Source organism: Chitinimonas sp. BJB300 (assembly GCF_002735695.1).
Classification (GTDB): Bacteria; Pseudomonadota; Gammaproteobacteria; order Burkholderiales; family Chitinimonadaceae; genus Chitinimonas.
Genome location: NZ_PDZH01000036.1, coordinates 22,946 through 38,261 on the forward strand (window position 1 = coordinate 22,946; position 15,316 = coordinate 38,261).

15 protein-coding genes and 2 pseudogenes are annotated in these 15,316 nt (G+C 55.8%); 12 read left to right on the forward strand and 5 right to left on the reverse strand.

All coding sequences use genetic code 11. The features are described from left to right. Window positions 1-200: 200 nt before the first annotated feature. Both efp and CSQ89_RS08235 read left to right on the forward strand, forming a co-directional pair. A complete protein-coding gene (gene efp / locus CSQ89_RS08230; protein ID WP_099405690.1) occupies window positions 201-764 on the forward strand; it encodes an elongation factor P in 564 nt (187 codons plus the stop codon). A 104-nt stretch (window positions 765-868) separates the two neighbouring features. Continuing rightward, window positions 869-1,357 (forward strand): dihydrofolate reductase, encoded by a 489-nt coding sequence (locus CSQ89_RS08235; RefSeq protein ID WP_099405691.1) that lies wholly within the window; start codon window positions 869-871, stop codon window positions 1,355-1,357. 73 nt (window positions 1,358-1,430) lie between these two features. On the opposite strand, the gene CSQ89_RS08240 is transcribed toward CSQ89_RS08235, so the two are convergent. Further along, window positions 1,431-1,835 carry an MAPEG family protein gene (locus CSQ89_RS08240; RefSeq protein ID WP_099405692.1) on the reverse strand — a complete coding sequence of 135 codons (405 nt, stop codon included), beginning with the start codon at window positions 1,833-1,835 and terminating at the stop codon, window positions 1,431-1,433. 128 nt (window positions 1,836-1,963) lie between these two features. Here CSQ89_RS08240 and CSQ89_RS08245 point away from each other — a divergent pair, with 128 nt between their 5' ends. The 4 genes and pseudogenes from CSQ89_RS08245 to CSQ89_RS08260 all read left to right on the forward strand — a co-directional run. Continuing rightward, window positions 1,964-2,884: a branched-chain amino acid transaminase gene (locus CSQ89_RS08245; protein WP_099405693.1), complete on the forward strand. Its 921-nt coding sequence runs from the start codon at window positions 1,964-1,966 to the stop codon at window positions 2,882-2,884. 73 nt (window positions 2,885-2,957) lie between these two features. Further along, window positions 2,958-3,161, forward strand: a complete 204-nt coding sequence (locus tag CSQ89_RS08250) for a zinc-finger domain-containing protein (protein WP_099405694.1) — start codon at window positions 2,958-2,960, stop codon at window positions 3,159-3,161. Between the two features lie 112 nt (window positions 3,162-3,273). After that, on the forward strand, window positions 3,274-4,332 hold the full coding sequence (gene waaF / locus CSQ89_RS08255; RefSeq protein ID WP_099405695.1) for a lipopolysaccharide heptosyltransferase II: 1,059 nt from the start codon (window positions 3,274-3,276) through the stop codon (window positions 4,330-4,332). Window positions 4,333-4,538: 206 nt separating this feature from the next. Beyond that, a pseudogene (locus CSQ89_RS08260) lies at window positions 4,539-4,683 on the forward strand (IS5/IS1182 family transposase); the annotation flags it as partial. Window positions 4,684-4,893: 210 nt separating this feature from the next. Here CSQ89_RS08260 and CSQ89_RS08265 read toward each other — a convergent pair. Continuing rightward, on the reverse strand, window positions 4,894-6,390 hold the full coding sequence (locus CSQ89_RS08265) for a glycoside hydrolase family 13 protein (protein ID WP_099405696.1): 1,497 nt from the start codon (window positions 6,388-6,390) through the stop codon (window positions 4,894-4,896). Window positions 6,391-6,441: 51 nt separating this feature from the next. On the opposite strand from CSQ89_RS08265, the gene CSQ89_RS08270 reads away from it, so the two are divergent. Together CSQ89_RS08270 and CSQ89_RS23800 are read left to right on the forward strand one after the other, a co-directional pair. After that, a complete protein-coding gene (locus tag CSQ89_RS08270; RefSeq protein ID WP_099405697.1) occupies window positions 6,442-6,927 on the forward strand; it encodes a YajQ family cyclic di-GMP-binding protein in 486 nt (161 codons plus the stop codon). 180 nt (window positions 6,928-7,107) lie between these two features. Next, window positions 7,108-7,233 carry a transposase domain-containing protein gene (locus CSQ89_RS23800; RefSeq protein ID WP_199065326.1) on the forward strand — a complete coding sequence of 42 codons (126 nt, stop codon included), beginning with the start codon at window positions 7,108-7,110 and terminating at the stop codon, window positions 7,231-7,233. A 243-nt stretch (window positions 7,234-7,476) separates the two neighbouring features. Here the strand turns inward: CSQ89_RS23800 and CSQ89_RS08280 are convergent, their stop codons facing one another. Both CSQ89_RS08280 and CSQ89_RS08285 read right to left on the reverse strand, forming a co-directional pair. Beyond that, window positions 7,477-8,094 (reverse strand): LysE family translocator, encoded by a 618-nt coding sequence (locus tag CSQ89_RS08280; protein ID WP_099405698.1) that lies wholly within the window; start codon window positions 8,092-8,094, stop codon window positions 7,477-7,479. Further along, window positions 8,094-9,662 (reverse strand): B12-binding domain-containing radical SAM protein, encoded by a 1,569-nt coding sequence (locus tag CSQ89_RS08285; RefSeq protein WP_233203014.1) that lies wholly within the window; start codon window positions 9,660-9,662, stop codon window positions 8,094-8,096. The genes CSQ89_RS08280 and CSQ89_RS08285 overlap by 1 nt, the downstream gene beginning before the upstream one ends. 158 nt (window positions 9,663-9,820) lie before the next feature. Here CSQ89_RS08285 and CSQ89_RS23805 point away from each other — a divergent pair. From CSQ89_RS23805 to flhB, 4 genes and pseudogenes are all read left to right on the forward strand, one after another. Continuing rightward, window positions 9,821-10,005: pseudogene (locus CSQ89_RS23805) on the forward strand (IS3 family transposase); the annotation flags it as partial. A 460-nt stretch (window positions 10,006-10,465) separates the two neighbouring features. After that, window positions 10,466-11,767 (forward strand): GGDEF domain-containing protein, encoded by a 1,302-nt coding sequence (locus tag CSQ89_RS08290; RefSeq protein ID WP_186293384.1) that lies wholly within the window; start codon window positions 10,466-10,468, stop codon window positions 11,765-11,767. Between the two features lie 237 nt (window positions 11,768-12,004). Further along, window positions 12,005-12,940 (forward strand): hypothetical protein, encoded by a 936-nt coding sequence (locus CSQ89_RS08295; protein WP_099405700.1) that lies wholly within the window; start codon window positions 12,005-12,007, stop codon window positions 12,938-12,940. Window positions 12,941-13,011: 71 nt separating this feature from the next. Next, window positions 13,012-14,151 (forward strand): flagellar biosynthesis protein FlhB, encoded by a 1,140-nt coding sequence (gene flhB / locus CSQ89_RS08300; RefSeq protein WP_099405701.1) that lies wholly within the window; start codon window positions 13,012-13,014, stop codon window positions 14,149-14,151. A gap of 322 nt (window positions 14,152-14,473) precedes the next feature. Here the strand turns inward: flhB and CSQ89_RS08310 are convergent. Continuing rightward, the coding region (locus CSQ89_RS08310; protein ID WP_099405703.1) for an IS110 family transposase at window positions 14,474-15,316 on the reverse strand (843 nt) is incomplete at its 5' end.

Below are 15,316 nucleotides of genomic sequence, written 5' to 3' on the forward strand. Positions count from 1 at the left end.
AAAAACGATATCGGCCGTTACATTTGCTTGGTTAAATACGCATGTCGTGGCTGCATTCAATGCCTAATCGCAGGCGCGCAGCAGGCATTGGGCAGGTTTTATGAAAATCTCGCATACCGGCGAAGTGGCGGAATTGCCTGGCTCCCAGGTATAATGCCGCGCTTTATCAAACGCTTACCTTTCTCGCAGGACTTACCAGCATGAAAACCGCACAAGAACTCCGCGCCGGCAACGTTGCCATGGTCGATGGTCAGCCGATGGTTGTGATCAAGGCTGAATACAGCAAGTCAGGCCGTAACGCTTCAGTCGTGAAAATGAAGATGAAGAACCTGCTGACCGAACAAGGCTTGGAGGCCGTGTACAAGGCGGACGAAAAGTTCGACGTGGTCGTGCTGGATAAGAAGGAATGCACCTACTCCTACTTCGCCGATCCAATGTTCGTGTTCATGGACACGGAATTCAACCAATACGAAGTCGAAGCAGAAAACGTTGGCGACACCGTGAACTTTATCGTTGATGGCATGGAAGACCTCTGCGAAGTCGTGTTCTATGACGGCAAGGCCATCTCGGTTGAACTGCCAACCACCATCGTACGCGAAGTGGAATACACCGAACCCGCCGTACGTGGCGACACCTCGGGTAAGGTGATGAAGCCAGCCAAACTCAAAGGCACCACCTTTGAACTACCTGTTGCCGCATTTATCGAAATCGGTGACAAGATCGAAATCGACACGCGCACCATGGAATTCAAGAAGCGCGCTTAAGCGCTTCCTGCAAAAAAAGGCAGCCGTGGCTGCCTTTTTTGTTATTTGAGTCTTGCCGTACCCTTGCCACCCCAAACGGCGCCCTCAATGCACCGCTTACTCCCATGGCTACCATGCTCTCACTTATTGCCGCCCTCGCCCGTAACCGCACAGTCGGTATTGAAAACCGCCTACCCTGGCACCTATCCGAAGATTTGAAGTATTTCAAAGCCACAACCAGCGGCCACCCTATCATCATGGGGCGCAAGACCTACGACTCGATTGGCCGGCCATTGCCGGGGCGGCACAATATCGTAGTGACACGCAATCCCGCTTGGCGTGTCGATGGTGTGACCATTACCCATTCCATCAAGGATGCCATCGCCGCAGCAGATCCCACCCAAGAGGTTTTCCTCATCGGCGGCGCATCTCTCTATGCAGAAGCACTACCGCTGGCAGACCGGCTTTATCTGACCGAAATTGAAGCTGATGTCGAAGGTGATGCATTCTTCCCCACTTGGTCACGTGAGCAATTCAAGGAAGTACGCCGTGAACGACATCAAAGCGATGCATTCGCTTATAGCTTTGTCATGTATGAGCGCATCTCCGCATAGGTTCCAACCTTATCGGCAGCCGACGGCTATCGTTAACCGCCCTGACCTTATTCGACCGACTCCCTCGGTCTGCTCATACAACCGTCAATATCGCTTCAGTCATCAAGAACACAACCGCCACAAAGCCGATAAACCATACGGCAGAACGCTGTGCCGCCCAGTTGGCCAAATAGCAAACACCGTGCAGGATGCGGGCGCAGACAAACACAATTGCAGCAATATTGATGGTTTCCACTGCCACCCCAACCTGCGCCGCAACCAAGACGGCAGCGGCAAAGCCTGGCAACGCTTCAAATGCATTGTTATGCGCCCATACCGCCCGCGCGCGAAAACCTTCGAACTTGGCTTGTTGTGCGCGGGGTGCATAGTTGTTGTAGCGGGAGGGCGTACCATCCTCGGTCTTACCGAACTTGGCAAAGTAGACCCAGACATAAGGCAGGAAAATAACAATCAACAGGCAGCCATAGGCAATACGCATGTTTTACTCCGGGTAGCAAGGGGAAGGCCCGATCTTAGCCCAAGCCGGTTGCACCGCGTGGCCCGGCCGGACCAAAACGGCTAAAATGCAACTTTCGCTGCTTGATATTCAAATCCGAGGAGACACCTATGTCCATGGCCGATCGCGACGGCTTCATCTGGTATGACGGCAAGCTCGTTGATTGGCGTGAGGCCAATACCCATGTACTGACCCATACGCTGCACTATGGCCTTGGTGTTTTCGAAGGTGTGCGCGCCTATGAAACAGCCAAGGGACCCGCCATCTTCCGCCTGCAAGACCATACCGACCGCCTGTTCAACTCGGCCAAGATCCTGGGTATGACCCTGCCTTACAGCAAGGATGAGATCAATGAAGCCCACAAGCAGGTCGTGCGCGAGAATAAGCTCAAGTCCTGCTACTTCCGCCCGATGGCCTTTTATGGGTCGGGCAAATTGGGCGTCGCCCCGCCATTGGGAGACGTACACGTTATCGTCGCCGCTTGGCCATGGGGCGCGTATCTGGGGGACGATGGTCTCAACAAGGGCATTCGGGTCAAAACCTCGTCCTTCAGCCGCCATCACGTCAACGTGACCATGTGCAAAGCCAAGGCCAATGGCAACTACATGAATTCCATCCTGGCCAATGCCGAAGCTGTGCGCGATGGCTATGAAGAAGCACTGCTGCTGGATGTGGATGGCTATGTGGCCGAGGGTTCGGGCGAAAATATCTTCGTCATCCGCAAAGGCAAGATCTACACACCGGATCTCACCAGTTGCCTGGCAGGCATCACGCGGGACACCGTTTTCCAGCTTGCCAAGGAACAGGGCTATGAAGTGATTGAACGGCGCATTACCCGCGACGAAGTCTATATCGCCGATGAAGCCTTCTTTACAGGCACCGCTGCCGAAGTCACACCGATTCGCGAGCTCGATGGCCGCAGCATTGGCGATGGCAGACGCGGGCAGATGACAACCGCGTTGCAAGCGGCCTACTTTGCAGCCGTAAAAGGCGAGTCCGCGCAGCACGCTGCTTGGCTTACTGTTGTTTGACTGACTGGCAGGCCGGTATCAGCCGCGCCTGCCGTATTGCGTCGGGGTTCAACCCGACCTAGAGGAATGCACCATGACCCAGCTTAAAGAAAACACAAAAAAGCACATTGAAGTCGATGCCAGCAACCTGCCGCTGCATTGCCCGATGCCGGACATGCTGAAGTGGAATGCCCATCCACGTGTCTTTTTGCCCATCGAAAAAACAGGCGAAGCACTCTGCCCCTATTGCGGCACCAAATACGTTCTAAAGGGCGGCCCTGCCGGCCATAGCCACTAAACAACGCTGGCATGCGGTTTTTGCCGATCGCGTTTATTCAAATTTTGGTTAGGTAAAGTGCAGAAGTAGCACTGCAGCATGACCGCAAACCTTACGCCAAAAGAGCCCGTCAATGCCATACCGAATCCTCGTCGTCGCCCCCGCGTGGGTAGGTGACAGCGTCATGGCCCAGCCGCTTTACCAACGGATAAAGCAATACCGGCCCGATGCCAATCTCACTGTTCTCGCACCCGATTGGACTTTGCCGCTGCTTGATCGCATGCCAGAGGTAGATGCTACCTTGCGCAATCCTTTCGGTCATGGCGCGCTCAAGTTGACCGAGCGCTGGAAGCTAGGGCGGGCATTACGTGGCCAGTTTGATCAAGTCATCGTGCTACCCAACTCACTCAAGTCAGCGCTGGTGCCGTGGTTTGCGCGTATCCCACAACGGACTGGCTTCGTGGGTGAATCGCGCTATGGCTTGCTGAATGATTTCAGGGTGCTCGACCCTAAAGCGCTCCCGCAGATGGTCGAACGCTTCGCCATCCTGGCCGAGGCCGCAGAAGAGCCGCTGCCACGGCCGATTCCAGCCCCGACGCTTCATATCGACCCCGCATCACACCAAGCCGCATTACAAGCGCTGGGCCTGAGTGATGCCCAACCTATCATCGCCTTTTGCCCAGGAGCAGAATACGGTCCGGCAAAACGTTGGCCGGCCCGGCACTTTGCCGAACTGGCGCGTCGCTTGGTGTCGCAAGGCTATGCCGTCTGGCTGTTTGGTTCCGCCAAAGACAAGCCCGATACCAGCGCCATTGTCGAACAAGCCGGGGTTCCCATTGTTGATTTGGCAGGCCGGACCTCGTTGGCGCAAGCCATCGACCTGCTGTCACTCGCGCATCTGGTGGTGACCAATGACTCGGGCTTGATGCATGTCGCGGCTGCCTTATCGCGGCCTATCGTCGCGCTTTATGGCTCCAGCAGCCCAGAATTCACCCCCCCGTTGAGCAAGCAAGCGGAAGTGGTCAGCTTGGACCTCGAATGCAGCCCTTGCTTCGAACGCACCTGTCCGCTCAAGCACTTGAACTGCCTGCAGCTACTGGAGCCCGACCTTGTGGAATCCGCCATCGCCAAAGTGCTGACGCGCCCTCTGGGCACCCCGTCCAACCCCTATATTCCAGCATTACCGGTGTAGAAAATGGCCTAAGAACCTGTCTAAAGCCTCGCGAGCTAAGGCAAGATAAGGCGAAAACAGCCGAGGAAGTGGAGTTTACAATTGGTAAATGAGCATTCCGAGGGTGTTTTCAACGCCATATTGCCGACGCGTAGCAGACTTTAGACAGGTTCTAAGAACCTGTCTAAAGTCTTTCCTCATCCACCGAAATGCTTGATCCTTGCCGGATGAGAACCTCCTACCCCAGTGATATCAGTCGCGAAAAGTTCGACCACATCCGCCCACTGTTAGCAAACGCCCGGAAAAAAGACCAGCCCTCGCCGAATCGACTTGTACGAGTTGTTTTGCGCCGTCCTCTACCTCCTCAGAACCTGTTTATAGTCTCGCTAGCTAAGGCAAGATAAGGCGGAAACAGCCGAGGAAGCGGAGTTTACAAGTGGTAAATGAGCATTTCTAGGGTGTTTTCAACGCCATATTGCCGACGCGCAGCAGACTTTAGACAGGTTCTCAAAAGTGGCTTCTAGTGGCGCATGCTGCCTGCCGAATTCCCCTAATGGCGCATCTAACATCGTAAACAGGTTCTCATAAGCGGTTACGTGGCTTGAAGAAGGTGTAGTGCTGATAAGGTTCGCTCGCTTGGTAGATTGAGGCGGCATGGGCAGGAATGCTGAGTTGGATGCTGGCAGCCTGTACCTTGATATCGGGCGCATTGCCCAGCGCATCTTTGAGGGGCACACCGTCGTACCAGTGGGAATAGGGCAACAGCAGCTTTTGTTGCAGCGGCTTGTCGCTTTCATTCACCACCACCAGCGCAGCTTCACCAGGTTGCTCGGTGTGGCGGAGGAATACCAGCGCGTTATTGCCCGGCAGGCGGTCACCCAGCACAATCACATCACCGTACTGTAGTGCCGGGCTGGTTTGGCGGATAGCGATCAGCTGCTTCACCCAACTGCGCTGCGCAGGGTCCCATTCGGCTTCATTCCAGCGCATGGGTCGACGGCAGTCTGGGTCGGCACCACCCTGCATGCCGATCTCCTCACCGTAGTAAACCAGGGGCACGCCCGGTAAGGTCATTTGCATTAGCAAGGCGGTACGCGCTTTGGCCGCGCTACCCAGGGTGGTAATCAACCGGGGCGTATCGTGGCTCGATAGCATATTCCACGAGCACAGCAACCCCTTCAAACCATAACCTTCGCGCGCATCGCGCACAGCAGCATTCATCTGCACCGCATCGATCTCACCGGCCAGCCAAGCCAGCGTGGCGGTGCGATACCAGTAGTTCATCATGCCGTGAAAGCCGCCGGGCGCTTCAAACCAACTGGCTGAGAAACCATTGAGCTCGCCCAACAGGACGGTATCGGGAAAGTGCTTGGCCACGGCGTTGGCCATTTCCTGCGCAAATGGAATACCCACATCTTGCGCGACGTCGAACCGCCAGTTGTCGACGCCCTTAGCCAGCCAATGTTGGACAAGGCTTTTGGGTTGGCGGTACATCACATCGCGCACAGCCGGGTTGGCCAGATTCAACTCCGGCATCATGCCGTAATCCTGCCAGCACAAGGCATCGCCTTTTGCATCGAAGGTAAACCAGTCTCGCTTGTCCGGGTCCCCCGCTTTGGCCGCCAAAAACCACGGGTGCTGGTCGGACACATGGTTCAGCACCGCATCCAGCGTCAACGTCATGCCGCGTGCGTGTAAGGCGTCAGTCAAGCGTTTAAGGGCGGGTTCGCCACCAAACATCGGGTCGATGCTGAAGAAGTCGGTCGCATCGTATTTATGGTTGCTTGGGGCGGTGAAGACCGGCGTGAGATACACACCGGTGATACCAAGGTCAGTGAGATAATCGAGTTTATCGGCGATTCCATCCAGGTCGCCCCCGTAGAATTGATTACCCCAGGGTTGTTGCAGCGTTGGTTCATCCCAACCCCGCTTATGCACGCCGGGAATGGCATAGGCCGGATGCGCCAGTTTCTCTGAACTGGACAGCCCCCCGCCGATTGCGAAGCGTTCTGGGAATATCTGGTACACCACCTGGCTTGCAGTCTTGCGGGTAAAGGCATCTAGGGCTGCTGTTTTCATGGTCCACTCGGGTAAAATGTTCAAATTGTTTTTATTGGGGGAAATCTGATTATGCCGTCATTCGACATTGTGTCCGAAGTCAACGAAGTAGAAGTCAAGAACGCGGTTGAGCAAGCCAATAAGGAAGTCGGCAACCGTTTCGACTTCAAAGGCTCGGACGCGCGCGTCGAGCAGGCCGAGAAGGTGCTGACCGTCTTTGCCGACAATGAGTTTCAACTGGAGCAAGCCAAGGAAATCCTGTTAGGCAAGATGGCTAAGCGGGGTGTTGATACTCGCTGTCTTGATGAAGGCAAGCTTGAGAAAGTTAGCGGCAACAAGGTTAAGCAGTCCATCACAGTCAAGGTAGGTATTGAAACCGAGCTTGCCAAGAAAATTGTCCGGGTGATCAAGGATTCCAAGCTGAAAGTGCAAGCAAGCATTCAAGGCGAAGCCGTGCGTGTATCAGGCGCAAAGCGCGACCTATTGCAAGACACGATCGCCCTGGTGAAGAAGTCGATCGAGGAATTTCCCTTGCAGTACCAAAACTTCCGCGATTGATCGCGAGCGATATAGGTGAAGAAAGCGCGTTTATAGGTAATACCGTTCACTTTAGCCCGTGAACGGTATTTTTCTTTTCTGAGTCGGATACTGCCCTACCCTAGGTCAATTCACTTCTCGCAGCGGCTCCAATGGTTGGCAAGGCTCACAAACACCCTAGTTTCACCGTACGTTCCCGAGATGGTCGTCCAGCTCGATCTCATCCTCCACGATGAAGTGAATCCAAACATCGCCAAAAGCACCTTGACACAAGCTCGCCAGCGTCTTGGCGAAGAGCCGATGAGGGCTTGGTGCGAAGTACCGTAGCAGTTCGGCGTCCCTCTTGCGGGGGCTTTCGAGCAGCACATGAGCCCTGATCACGGCTGCGCAGTAAGGAAGCTGTCTAAAGTCTGCTGCGGGTCGGCAATATGGCGTTGAAAACACCCTCGGAATGCTCATTTACCCTGTGTAAACTCCGCTTCCTCGGCTGTTTTCGCCTTATCTTGCCTTAGCTCGCGAGTCTTTAGACAGGTTCTAAGATTGTAAACAGGTTCTTAGTATTGCCAGCACTCATCGCTCGATGATTGCGAGCATGCCAAGCGCAATGAACAGCGAGCAGCTCAGGTAGCGGCCGATCTTCATCATTCGACCACCCGACGGGGCATTTCTGTGCAGCGGATGGGCGAGCGTGATGCACAGCAAGTCGGCAATCGAGAACAGCAGGTTCGCGCCCGCACCAAGCAGGAACAACTGCCAGCCGACGTCAAGCGACGACGACGGATCGACGAACTGCAGCAGGAACGCCATGTAGAACAGTGCGGACTTTGGGTTCAACGCCTCGATGAATGCGCTCGACACAATCAGGTTCTTGGGAATGCTCGCGGCTGTGCCCGCGTCGGTGTCCGGCCGCGCGCGGAGGCGCTGGATTCCGAGCCAGATCAAGTACGCACCACCTGTGATGCGCAGGGCATGGTAAAGCCACGGCGATGTCTTCAGGACGGTCACCGCGCCAACTGCGACGATACAAATCTGGATGAACGCACCGAGGTGGATGCCGAGCGCTGACAGCACGCCCGCACGGCGGCCATGCTGCAGCGTCAACGACACGGTCTGGAGGAGTGCCGGACCGGGAATGAAGCCGAACCCGAGGCAGGTGACGACGAAGGCAAGCACCTGGTTGAACGTCATCAGATGTCGTCACCTATGACGATCCCGAGCCGTGTGCATTCCGTCCGCACACGCTCGCGTGCCTGCGCAAGCCGGTTCTTGGACAGCGCGGGCATAAAAACGCGGATATAGTCGTCAATAGCCTGCTCCCGGTCGAAGATGTCGATGTTCCGATACTGTTCGGCCACCTGGGCGCGCAACTCGGCAGGCGCAATTGGCAGGCCGAGGTGGTCCGACAACGTCGCGGCTGATTCCGGATGGGTCAGGTAGTGAAAATCCTTCGAGCCCGGTTCAGGAGACAACAGTTCGATGTCGGCGCTGACTATCACGTCCTGCCCACGGCAGAGGAACTCGACATAGGTCTGCACGTTTTCCTCGAGCAGCGCTTCGTTCATGCCCAGATGACCGAGCACGAAGCCAGCCTTGATCGAGATACAGTGATCGCGGGCGTTCTGTAATGCTCGCAGGTTCGATTCGTACATGCGCTGCGCGGCTAACGCCGGCTGCTTGTTCTTGAGCGGCTTGTTAAGCGCCTGCAGTGAAAGCGCCGCGCCGGCATCCACGCCTACGAACAGGATCCGGAATCCGATGTGCCGCATCGCCTTCAGCACCTGCTCCTTCTCCATGCCATCGGCGCGCGCGTAGCCGACAAGGATCGGGCGTTCAGCAGGCTCGAGCGCCTGCCACCACGGCGGGGGTACCTCCGCCATGTCGAGCATTAACCGCGCGAACGTGAGCGGCAGCTCGTCCGCCGTCACATACAGGTAGTCGTAACCGGCCGACCACGCGGCATGAATTGCCTGCCATGCCTGTTCTGCGGGAAGCTCGTTCTTCCACATACCACCGTACTGGATCGAGCAGAACGAGCACGCGTCGTCGCCGCTGAACTTGATGCAGCCGCGACCAATTTCCACCGGGACCCCTCGCCGCACATGGCGCCCTGTCAGTTGCTGAATGCGGCGGCCAAGGCGGCGAGTGAAGTTGGCTGAATAGAGCACTGTGTGTGGCAGCGCACGGTCAATCAGCCGATAGTCGATCACGCGATTGACGCCCTCGCGGATCTGCGGATCGGCAACGAGCGCGCCGTCAAGCCAGCGCACGCATCCGGGATAGATGCCGTCGGGCGCACGGCGCTGCCGCTCCTGCAAATACTGGCCGAGTCCGGCGTAGATTTCGTTGCCAATGAAGCCGCAATCGATCAGGGCGTGATGGCGTGACAGGATTTCCTGACTCAGCGCCGAAAAATGATCGTTGCCCATCACGATCAGGATCTCTGGATCCAGCGCCCTGATCTTCCGCGCCAGCATGATGGCTGCTTCATAGTTCGCAGTGATCGCACTGAGACACACGGCAAGCGTGCGTGGTGCATGATTGCGGATGACTTCAACGATTGCGTCAAGCGCATGGACGACACCGTCGATATAGATTGATTCGAGATCCGGCAACGAATCGATATAGGACGCAAGCGACAGGATGCCCAGATGCGGAAAATTCGCCCAATCGGTGTGCTGCACGCCTTTCGATACGAATTGGCTGTCCGTCTGGACGGTCCCTATATCGTTGCTGTTGGGTGGATTGATGAAGAACACGACGGTCCTCAATTCTCTCATATGTCCCTCAATGTATTTTTTCTTAACCTCTTTGCAGTGAGCATGGACAGTTGTCGGAGCTTCACCAAGATTTGACCATTACAACGGTCGGCACTGATTCCCTGTTTGCAATTTTGGCCTTCATCCAAGATCACGCGTTAGGTGAGGTGTGCAATAAGCACCGTGTTGCCCGCCTGATGCGAGGTGAAGGGCTGCGCCCCTAAACAGACTATCCCCGTCTCCCTGGCCGCTAAGAGGTAGGCCCGCCATCATCGCATCCAATCATTTGGATCGACAGTTTGAGGTGACCGAACCTAACAAGGTGTGGGTAACGGACATCACCTAACGTTATAAGGACGCATGAAGGCGCATTGATTAAAGCCAAGTATTGAACCGCCGCGGTAACTGCCATGAAAACGCCGTGGCAGAAAGCTTCTTTCGGCTATGAAGGCATTAGCGAATCAAGCGGAAGACTTGTGTTGACCGGGTAAGAAGCACTGCAGGATGTATTCAATTACATCGAGAAATAAGCCTATGCGTAAAACCCTTCAACTTAGCTGGAACATTGCCTTAACCTGATCCATGCTTTGACTATCGTGGGCTTCATTTAAGAAACAGATAACAACGTCAGCACACTTGCCCGCAGATTACGAAGCGAGTCGGCCGACTCAGAGGCGGCTTAGCCACAATATTCCGAGCAGTAGAAATTTTAATGGCAGGGTATTCTGGTGCCGTGCATTTTGAGCGCTAGACTGGTTAAGTGGCCTGCATAGATTGGCCTGCAAATCATTGCGGAGCGAACAGTGAAACAGAGTGGTAGCGAATTCCTATTCCAGCGGCGCGCCTGGGTGCTGGCTCAGACGTTTTTTGTTCAAGACAACCAGCATCAGCTCACGCTGCTAGCGCATAAGTACGATTTTGATATGCAGTTCTTCGACCAGATGGTCGAATTCCAACAAGCCGCGATATTCGCCAGTGAGGAAGACCTTCTGGTGGTCGATCTGGACTGTCTCTACAGCCTGCAAACTGCCGACAACAATCGCACCCTCTTCCTGCGCGACCTCTTCAAGCAGCTGCCCAGCCATCGCGATTACGTCTATTTGCAAACCGAAAAACAGAGTGGGCGCTTTTTATTGCAGCAGATGTTGGTCGAATCGAACTGCTTGGCTTATGCAGAAAAACCCATCGCCAATGACAAACTGGTCGACAAGCTTTTCAACCTGTTGGCGCAGGCACGCCGCAACATGGCCGGTAAGATCATGCTGGTGGGCACACCCGGGTTGATCGATCTGGAAGTCATGCAGGAACGCCGTATCCAGGTCATCGAGCATGATGAATTGCAAAGCCTGCAACGTGAAGTAAAGCGGGTACAGCCTGATATCGTGGTGATTGCCGAGCAACTCTATCGCCGTACCGAATCGATTGTCCGCATTCTCAAACGCAATCTGGAGGCCGACCCCAGCCTCGAAGTATTATTGCTGATCGACAGCACCGATGATGACTTGTCCCGCAAGGCCGTGATGGACGGGTTTGATGCACTCATGCAGCGCAAGGCCAGCGACATTCTTACTCGCCAGCTCATCAACCGGCTTGGCAAGATTCGCCTGGCACGCGACTTGATCAGCCGCGACCGCGCCACAGGTCTCTTGAACAAGATCGGCTTCCAACAAGCCGCCAGTGAGGTCATCAAACAGGCGGAGGTGCAAGGCAAGCCGCTTGGGCTGGCTGTCATCGACATCGACAAGTTCAAAACCATCAACGATACATGGGGGCATTACTTCGGCGACATTGTCATCAAGCGCCTATCGTTGCACCTCAGTGGCTATATGGGGGAAGAAGACCTGCTCAGCCGGTTTGGTGGCGAGGAGTTCGTCATGCTGTTCTGGAATTGCAACATGGCCGACATGTTGAAACGTCTGGACAAGATGCGGGAGGAATTCAACGCGCTGATTTTCGAAGCGGAGCCGGGGCTGGACAAGCAGTTCAGTTTCAGTGGCGGCGCTGCCGCCTTCCCCACCTTCAAGACCGAGAACGAACTCTTTTTGCATGCCGATGCCCAGCTATACAAAGCCAAACAAGGCGGCCGTAACCGTATCGTCGGCTGAATCCATCACCGTCGTACCACGAACGCACTATCCAATCATCGATGCAGCGATCCTGAAAACCCTTTCAAGGCAGGCAGCCCACGGGTTCTAAAAACAGGCCGATGCATGTCCCAATACTGGCGAGTAGAATGCGGGCCACCTGCCCGACCCAACGTGGTTGATTCAAGATCGTCGACAAAAAAAACAATCATTGACCACTACCAGGGCTTTCATTCTCGTCAGCGGAGTCCCTCCACCATGCGTCAATTCATTCTGGCCGCCAGCATTGCGCTGTGTTTCGGTGCAGCACAAGCAGCCGAAGTCGCTTTGGATCTGAAAGTACGCGATCTATCACCCAGCTTCGTCGAGTTCTATGAAGCCGCCAACAAACCGGTTGCCGCGGTCCCCGCAACAGCAACCACGCCTGATGCTACAACGCCCGAATCGCAGGAAGACCGCCGCTGGCGTCTGTTCAAGCAAGACTATGGCTTCAGCGCCCAAGCCACACCAGAAGCAACACGTGCCGCCCTCGACACCGCCTGGCCGCGCTACGCCGAAGCACTGCCGAAAATCGAAGCCGGTTTTGACGGCATTGCCAGCGAACCCAGCAAAACCCTCGATACCCTGTCCAAGCACTTCAGCCTCGATAAATCGATGAGCATGCGGCTGGTTGCCTATGTCGGTACTTTCGATGGCCGGGTCTGGAGTGAACAGGAAGGTGACATACTGAACGTCTACCTGCCGTTGGAAGTCGGCCCTGATACACGCGCCGTACCCGCCGCCCGCCTGATGGGCCAAGCCATGCTGGCCAAGACGGCAGGCTGGGGTAACAAGCCGCGTTCATTAGCCGAGTTGGTCGTGGGTGAAGGCGTTGTCGCCCACGGTGCAGCCGTGGCAGCACCAGGAAAGAGCGTCGAGCAATACCTCGCTATCAGCACCGACGAGCTAGCCAAATTGCGCGCCAATCGTAAAACCGTGCTGAGCACCATATTGCCCAAGCTGGGTGACAACAGTGCAGCAACGCTCAACACCTATTCCACCGAACAATTGGCCGAAGCACGCTTTGCTGGCTGGCTACTGGTGGAAAGCCTTGCCAAGAAAAACGCCCTGTATTCGGACATGATCCGCCAAAAACCGAGTGACCTGATCAAGGTCAGCCAAGCCACCATGGCGAGCGTCAATCGCAGTAAATAGAAAGTTTGCAGGCCGCCCACGGGCGGCCTTGCTACATTTAACGCCAAGACCTATCACCCTGAGCCTGCAGCGTGGCAGAAGACAGCGACCTCGAACGTACAGAAGACCCCAGTCCGCGAAGACTGGAAGAAGCGCGCAACAACGGGCAGGTCGCGCGTTCGCATGAGCTGGTCACGTTCTCTGTCGTCATGACCGGCCTCGTGATGCTGATCGTCACCGGGGATAGCATCCTGGCTACGCTCAAGCAAATCACCATCAACAACCTGACTTTCAACCGCGCCGTACTTGGTGATATCGATCAGCTCCTGGTGCACTTTTCCACTGCCGCTTTCGACGCACTGCGTGCTCTCATACCAGTACTCGTAGCCACTGCCGTCGCCGCCATTGCCTCGTCCATCGTCATTTCAGGCTGGCTGTTCACTTTCGATGCGCTCGAACCCAAGTTCAGCAAGCTCAACCCCATGACAGGCATCGGCCGCATTCTTTCAGTGCGCAGCCTGGTCGAGATGGTCAAGGCCATTCTTAAGTCCGGCCTGATTGGGGGTGTCGCCATCGCCACGATCTGGTTTGAAAAGGAACAAATCATCCAGATGATCGCCATGCCGCCTTTTGCGAGCCTGGCCTTTCTGTTCGACCTGACCAAAACCACCCTGTTGATGGTGGCGGGGTCGATGCTGTTGATTGTCGCCATCGACGTGCCATTCCAACTGTGGGATTACAAGAAGAACCTGCGCATGACCAAGGCCGAGGTCAAACAGGAGAGCAAGGAATCGGACGGGGACCCGCAGGTCAAGGCCAAGATACGCCAATTGCAGATGCAGGCAGCCCGCCAGCGCATGATGAGCGAGATTCCCAAGGCCGATGTCATCGTCACCAACCCGACGCACTATGCGGTCGCCCTGCAATACGACGAACAGAAGATGAAGGCGCCAAGAGTCATCGCCAAAGGGTCTTTCCTGCTGGCCGAGCGCATCATCGAGCTGGGGCGCGACAACAAAGTGCCCATTCTGCGTACCCCACCCCTAGCACGTGCCCTGTACCACCATGCTGAACTGGGTGAGGACATTCCCACCCCGCTTTACAATGCTGTTGCAGAAGTGCTGGCCTATATCTATCAGCTCAATCACTTTGAACGCTACGGCGGCTTGGCACCCGCCTTATCCAAAGACCTGCCTGTTCCGCCTGATCTCGACCCTGGCGGTGAAGCTTAATCAACAGCGGCTCAAAAGCCCGTTGGACATGTATATGGACCCCTCCTCGGTTGCAAGCACGCCATACTTTGGTTGGTAGGATCGACTGCTCACGTATATCCGGCCTCTTACAGCAGCATCAAGCATCTCGATGCCGGGCCATGATGGGCTATTCGCGCGCCAGTTCCCAATCGCTTACACGTGCTTTTCCGCACTACGTCCAACAAGGGCTTTTCCGGCGCCGGTTCGACCTGTTTGCCATCGTTCGGCTTGCTTCGCAATCGTGGTTGATCTGGTCCTACGTTGTGCCGCTGTTACTCAAGACCGGCCCTTGGCGTGGGCGTCAGCCCATGGCAAGGGCCGGTTGATAATCCTTTCCCGTCCGCAGCATCGCCCAGGCAATGCGCACAGTCTTGTTCGCCAAAGCCACGGCGGCCACATTGGGGTGGCGGCGCTGCGCAAGGGACATGACCCACTGGCTCAAGCGATCCGTTTTGTCTTTGGCCTTAGCCATCCGTATTACGGACCGCGCGCCATGAATCAGCATCGCGCGCAAATAGGAATCTCCCCGCTTGCTGATGCCCAGTAATCGCTCTTTGCCGCCAGAGCTATGTTGACGAGGCGTGATACCGATTGCTGCCGACATCTGGCGGCCGTTCTTGAACTGTGCTCCATCTCCAACTGCGGCAATCAGCGCAGTCGCGACGATCGGCCCAACTCCGCGCAACTGCATCAGCAGCTTGGCCAAGGGATGGCTCTGTGCAATCAATTCGATCTCTTGATCCAGTTCCTTGACTCGACTATCAAGCACCAGCACATCGCCCCACAAGCCCCTCAGCAATCGCCGAAACCGATACGTCAGCCCGTTATCTGCATCTTCCAGCCAGATCGGGACCGCCCGGCGTAGCTGCGTCATCTCTTTCGGCGCCACCAAACCATATTCGGCAACGAGCCCGCGAATCTGATTCGCCTTGGCGGTACGCTGCTCAATGAGCTCTGAGCGCACGCGATGTACCGCTTGGATGTCCTGCTGCTCAATACGCTTCACCGCAACGAAGCGCATACTGTTGCGTGACATGGCTTCGCATATGGCTTCCGCGTCGTTGGCGTCGTTCTTATTGCTCTTCACATATGGCTTCACAAACTGTGGTGCCATTAATTTCACCGTAAAACCACGGGATTGCAG

Coding starts and splice junctions, on each gene's coding strand:
- efp (WP_099405690.1), top strand. CDS start 201: ATGAAAACCGCACAAGAACTCCGCGCCGGCAACGTTGCCATGGTCGAT.
- CSQ89_RS08235 (WP_099405691.1), top strand. CDS start 869: ATGGCTACCATGCTCTCACTTATTGCCGCCCTCGCCCGTAACCGCACA.
- CSQ89_RS08240 (WP_099405692.1), bottom strand. CDS start 1,835: ATGCGTATTGCCTATGGCTGCCTGTTGATTGTTATTTTCCTGCCTTAT.
- CSQ89_RS08245 (WP_099405693.1), top strand. CDS start 1,964: ATGTCCATGGCCGATCGCGACGGCTTCATCTGGTATGACGGCAAGCTC.
- CSQ89_RS08250 (WP_099405694.1), top strand. CDS start 2,958: ATGACCCAGCTTAAAGAAAACACAAAAAAGCACATTGAAGTCGATGCC.
- waaF (WP_099405695.1), top strand. CDS start 3,274: ATGCCATACCGAATCCTCGTCGTCGCCCCCGCGTGGGTAGGTGACAGC.
- CSQ89_RS08265 (WP_099405696.1), bottom strand. CDS start 6,390: ATGAAAACAGCAGCCCTAGATGCCTTTACCCGCAAGACTGCAAGCCAG.
- CSQ89_RS08270 (WP_099405697.1), top strand. CDS start 6,442: ATGCCGTCATTCGACATTGTGTCCGAAGTCAACGAAGTAGAAGTCAAG.
- CSQ89_RS23800 (WP_199065326.1), top strand. CDS start 7,108: ATGGTCGTCCAGCTCGATCTCATCCTCCACGATGAAGTGAATCCAAAC.
- CSQ89_RS08280 (WP_099405698.1), bottom strand. CDS start 8,094: ATGACGTTCAACCAGGTGCTTGCCTTCGTCGTCACCTGCCTCGGGTTC.
- CSQ89_RS08295 (WP_099405700.1), top strand. CDS start 12,005: ATGCGTCAATTCATTCTGGCCGCCAGCATTGCGCTGTGTTTCGGTGCA.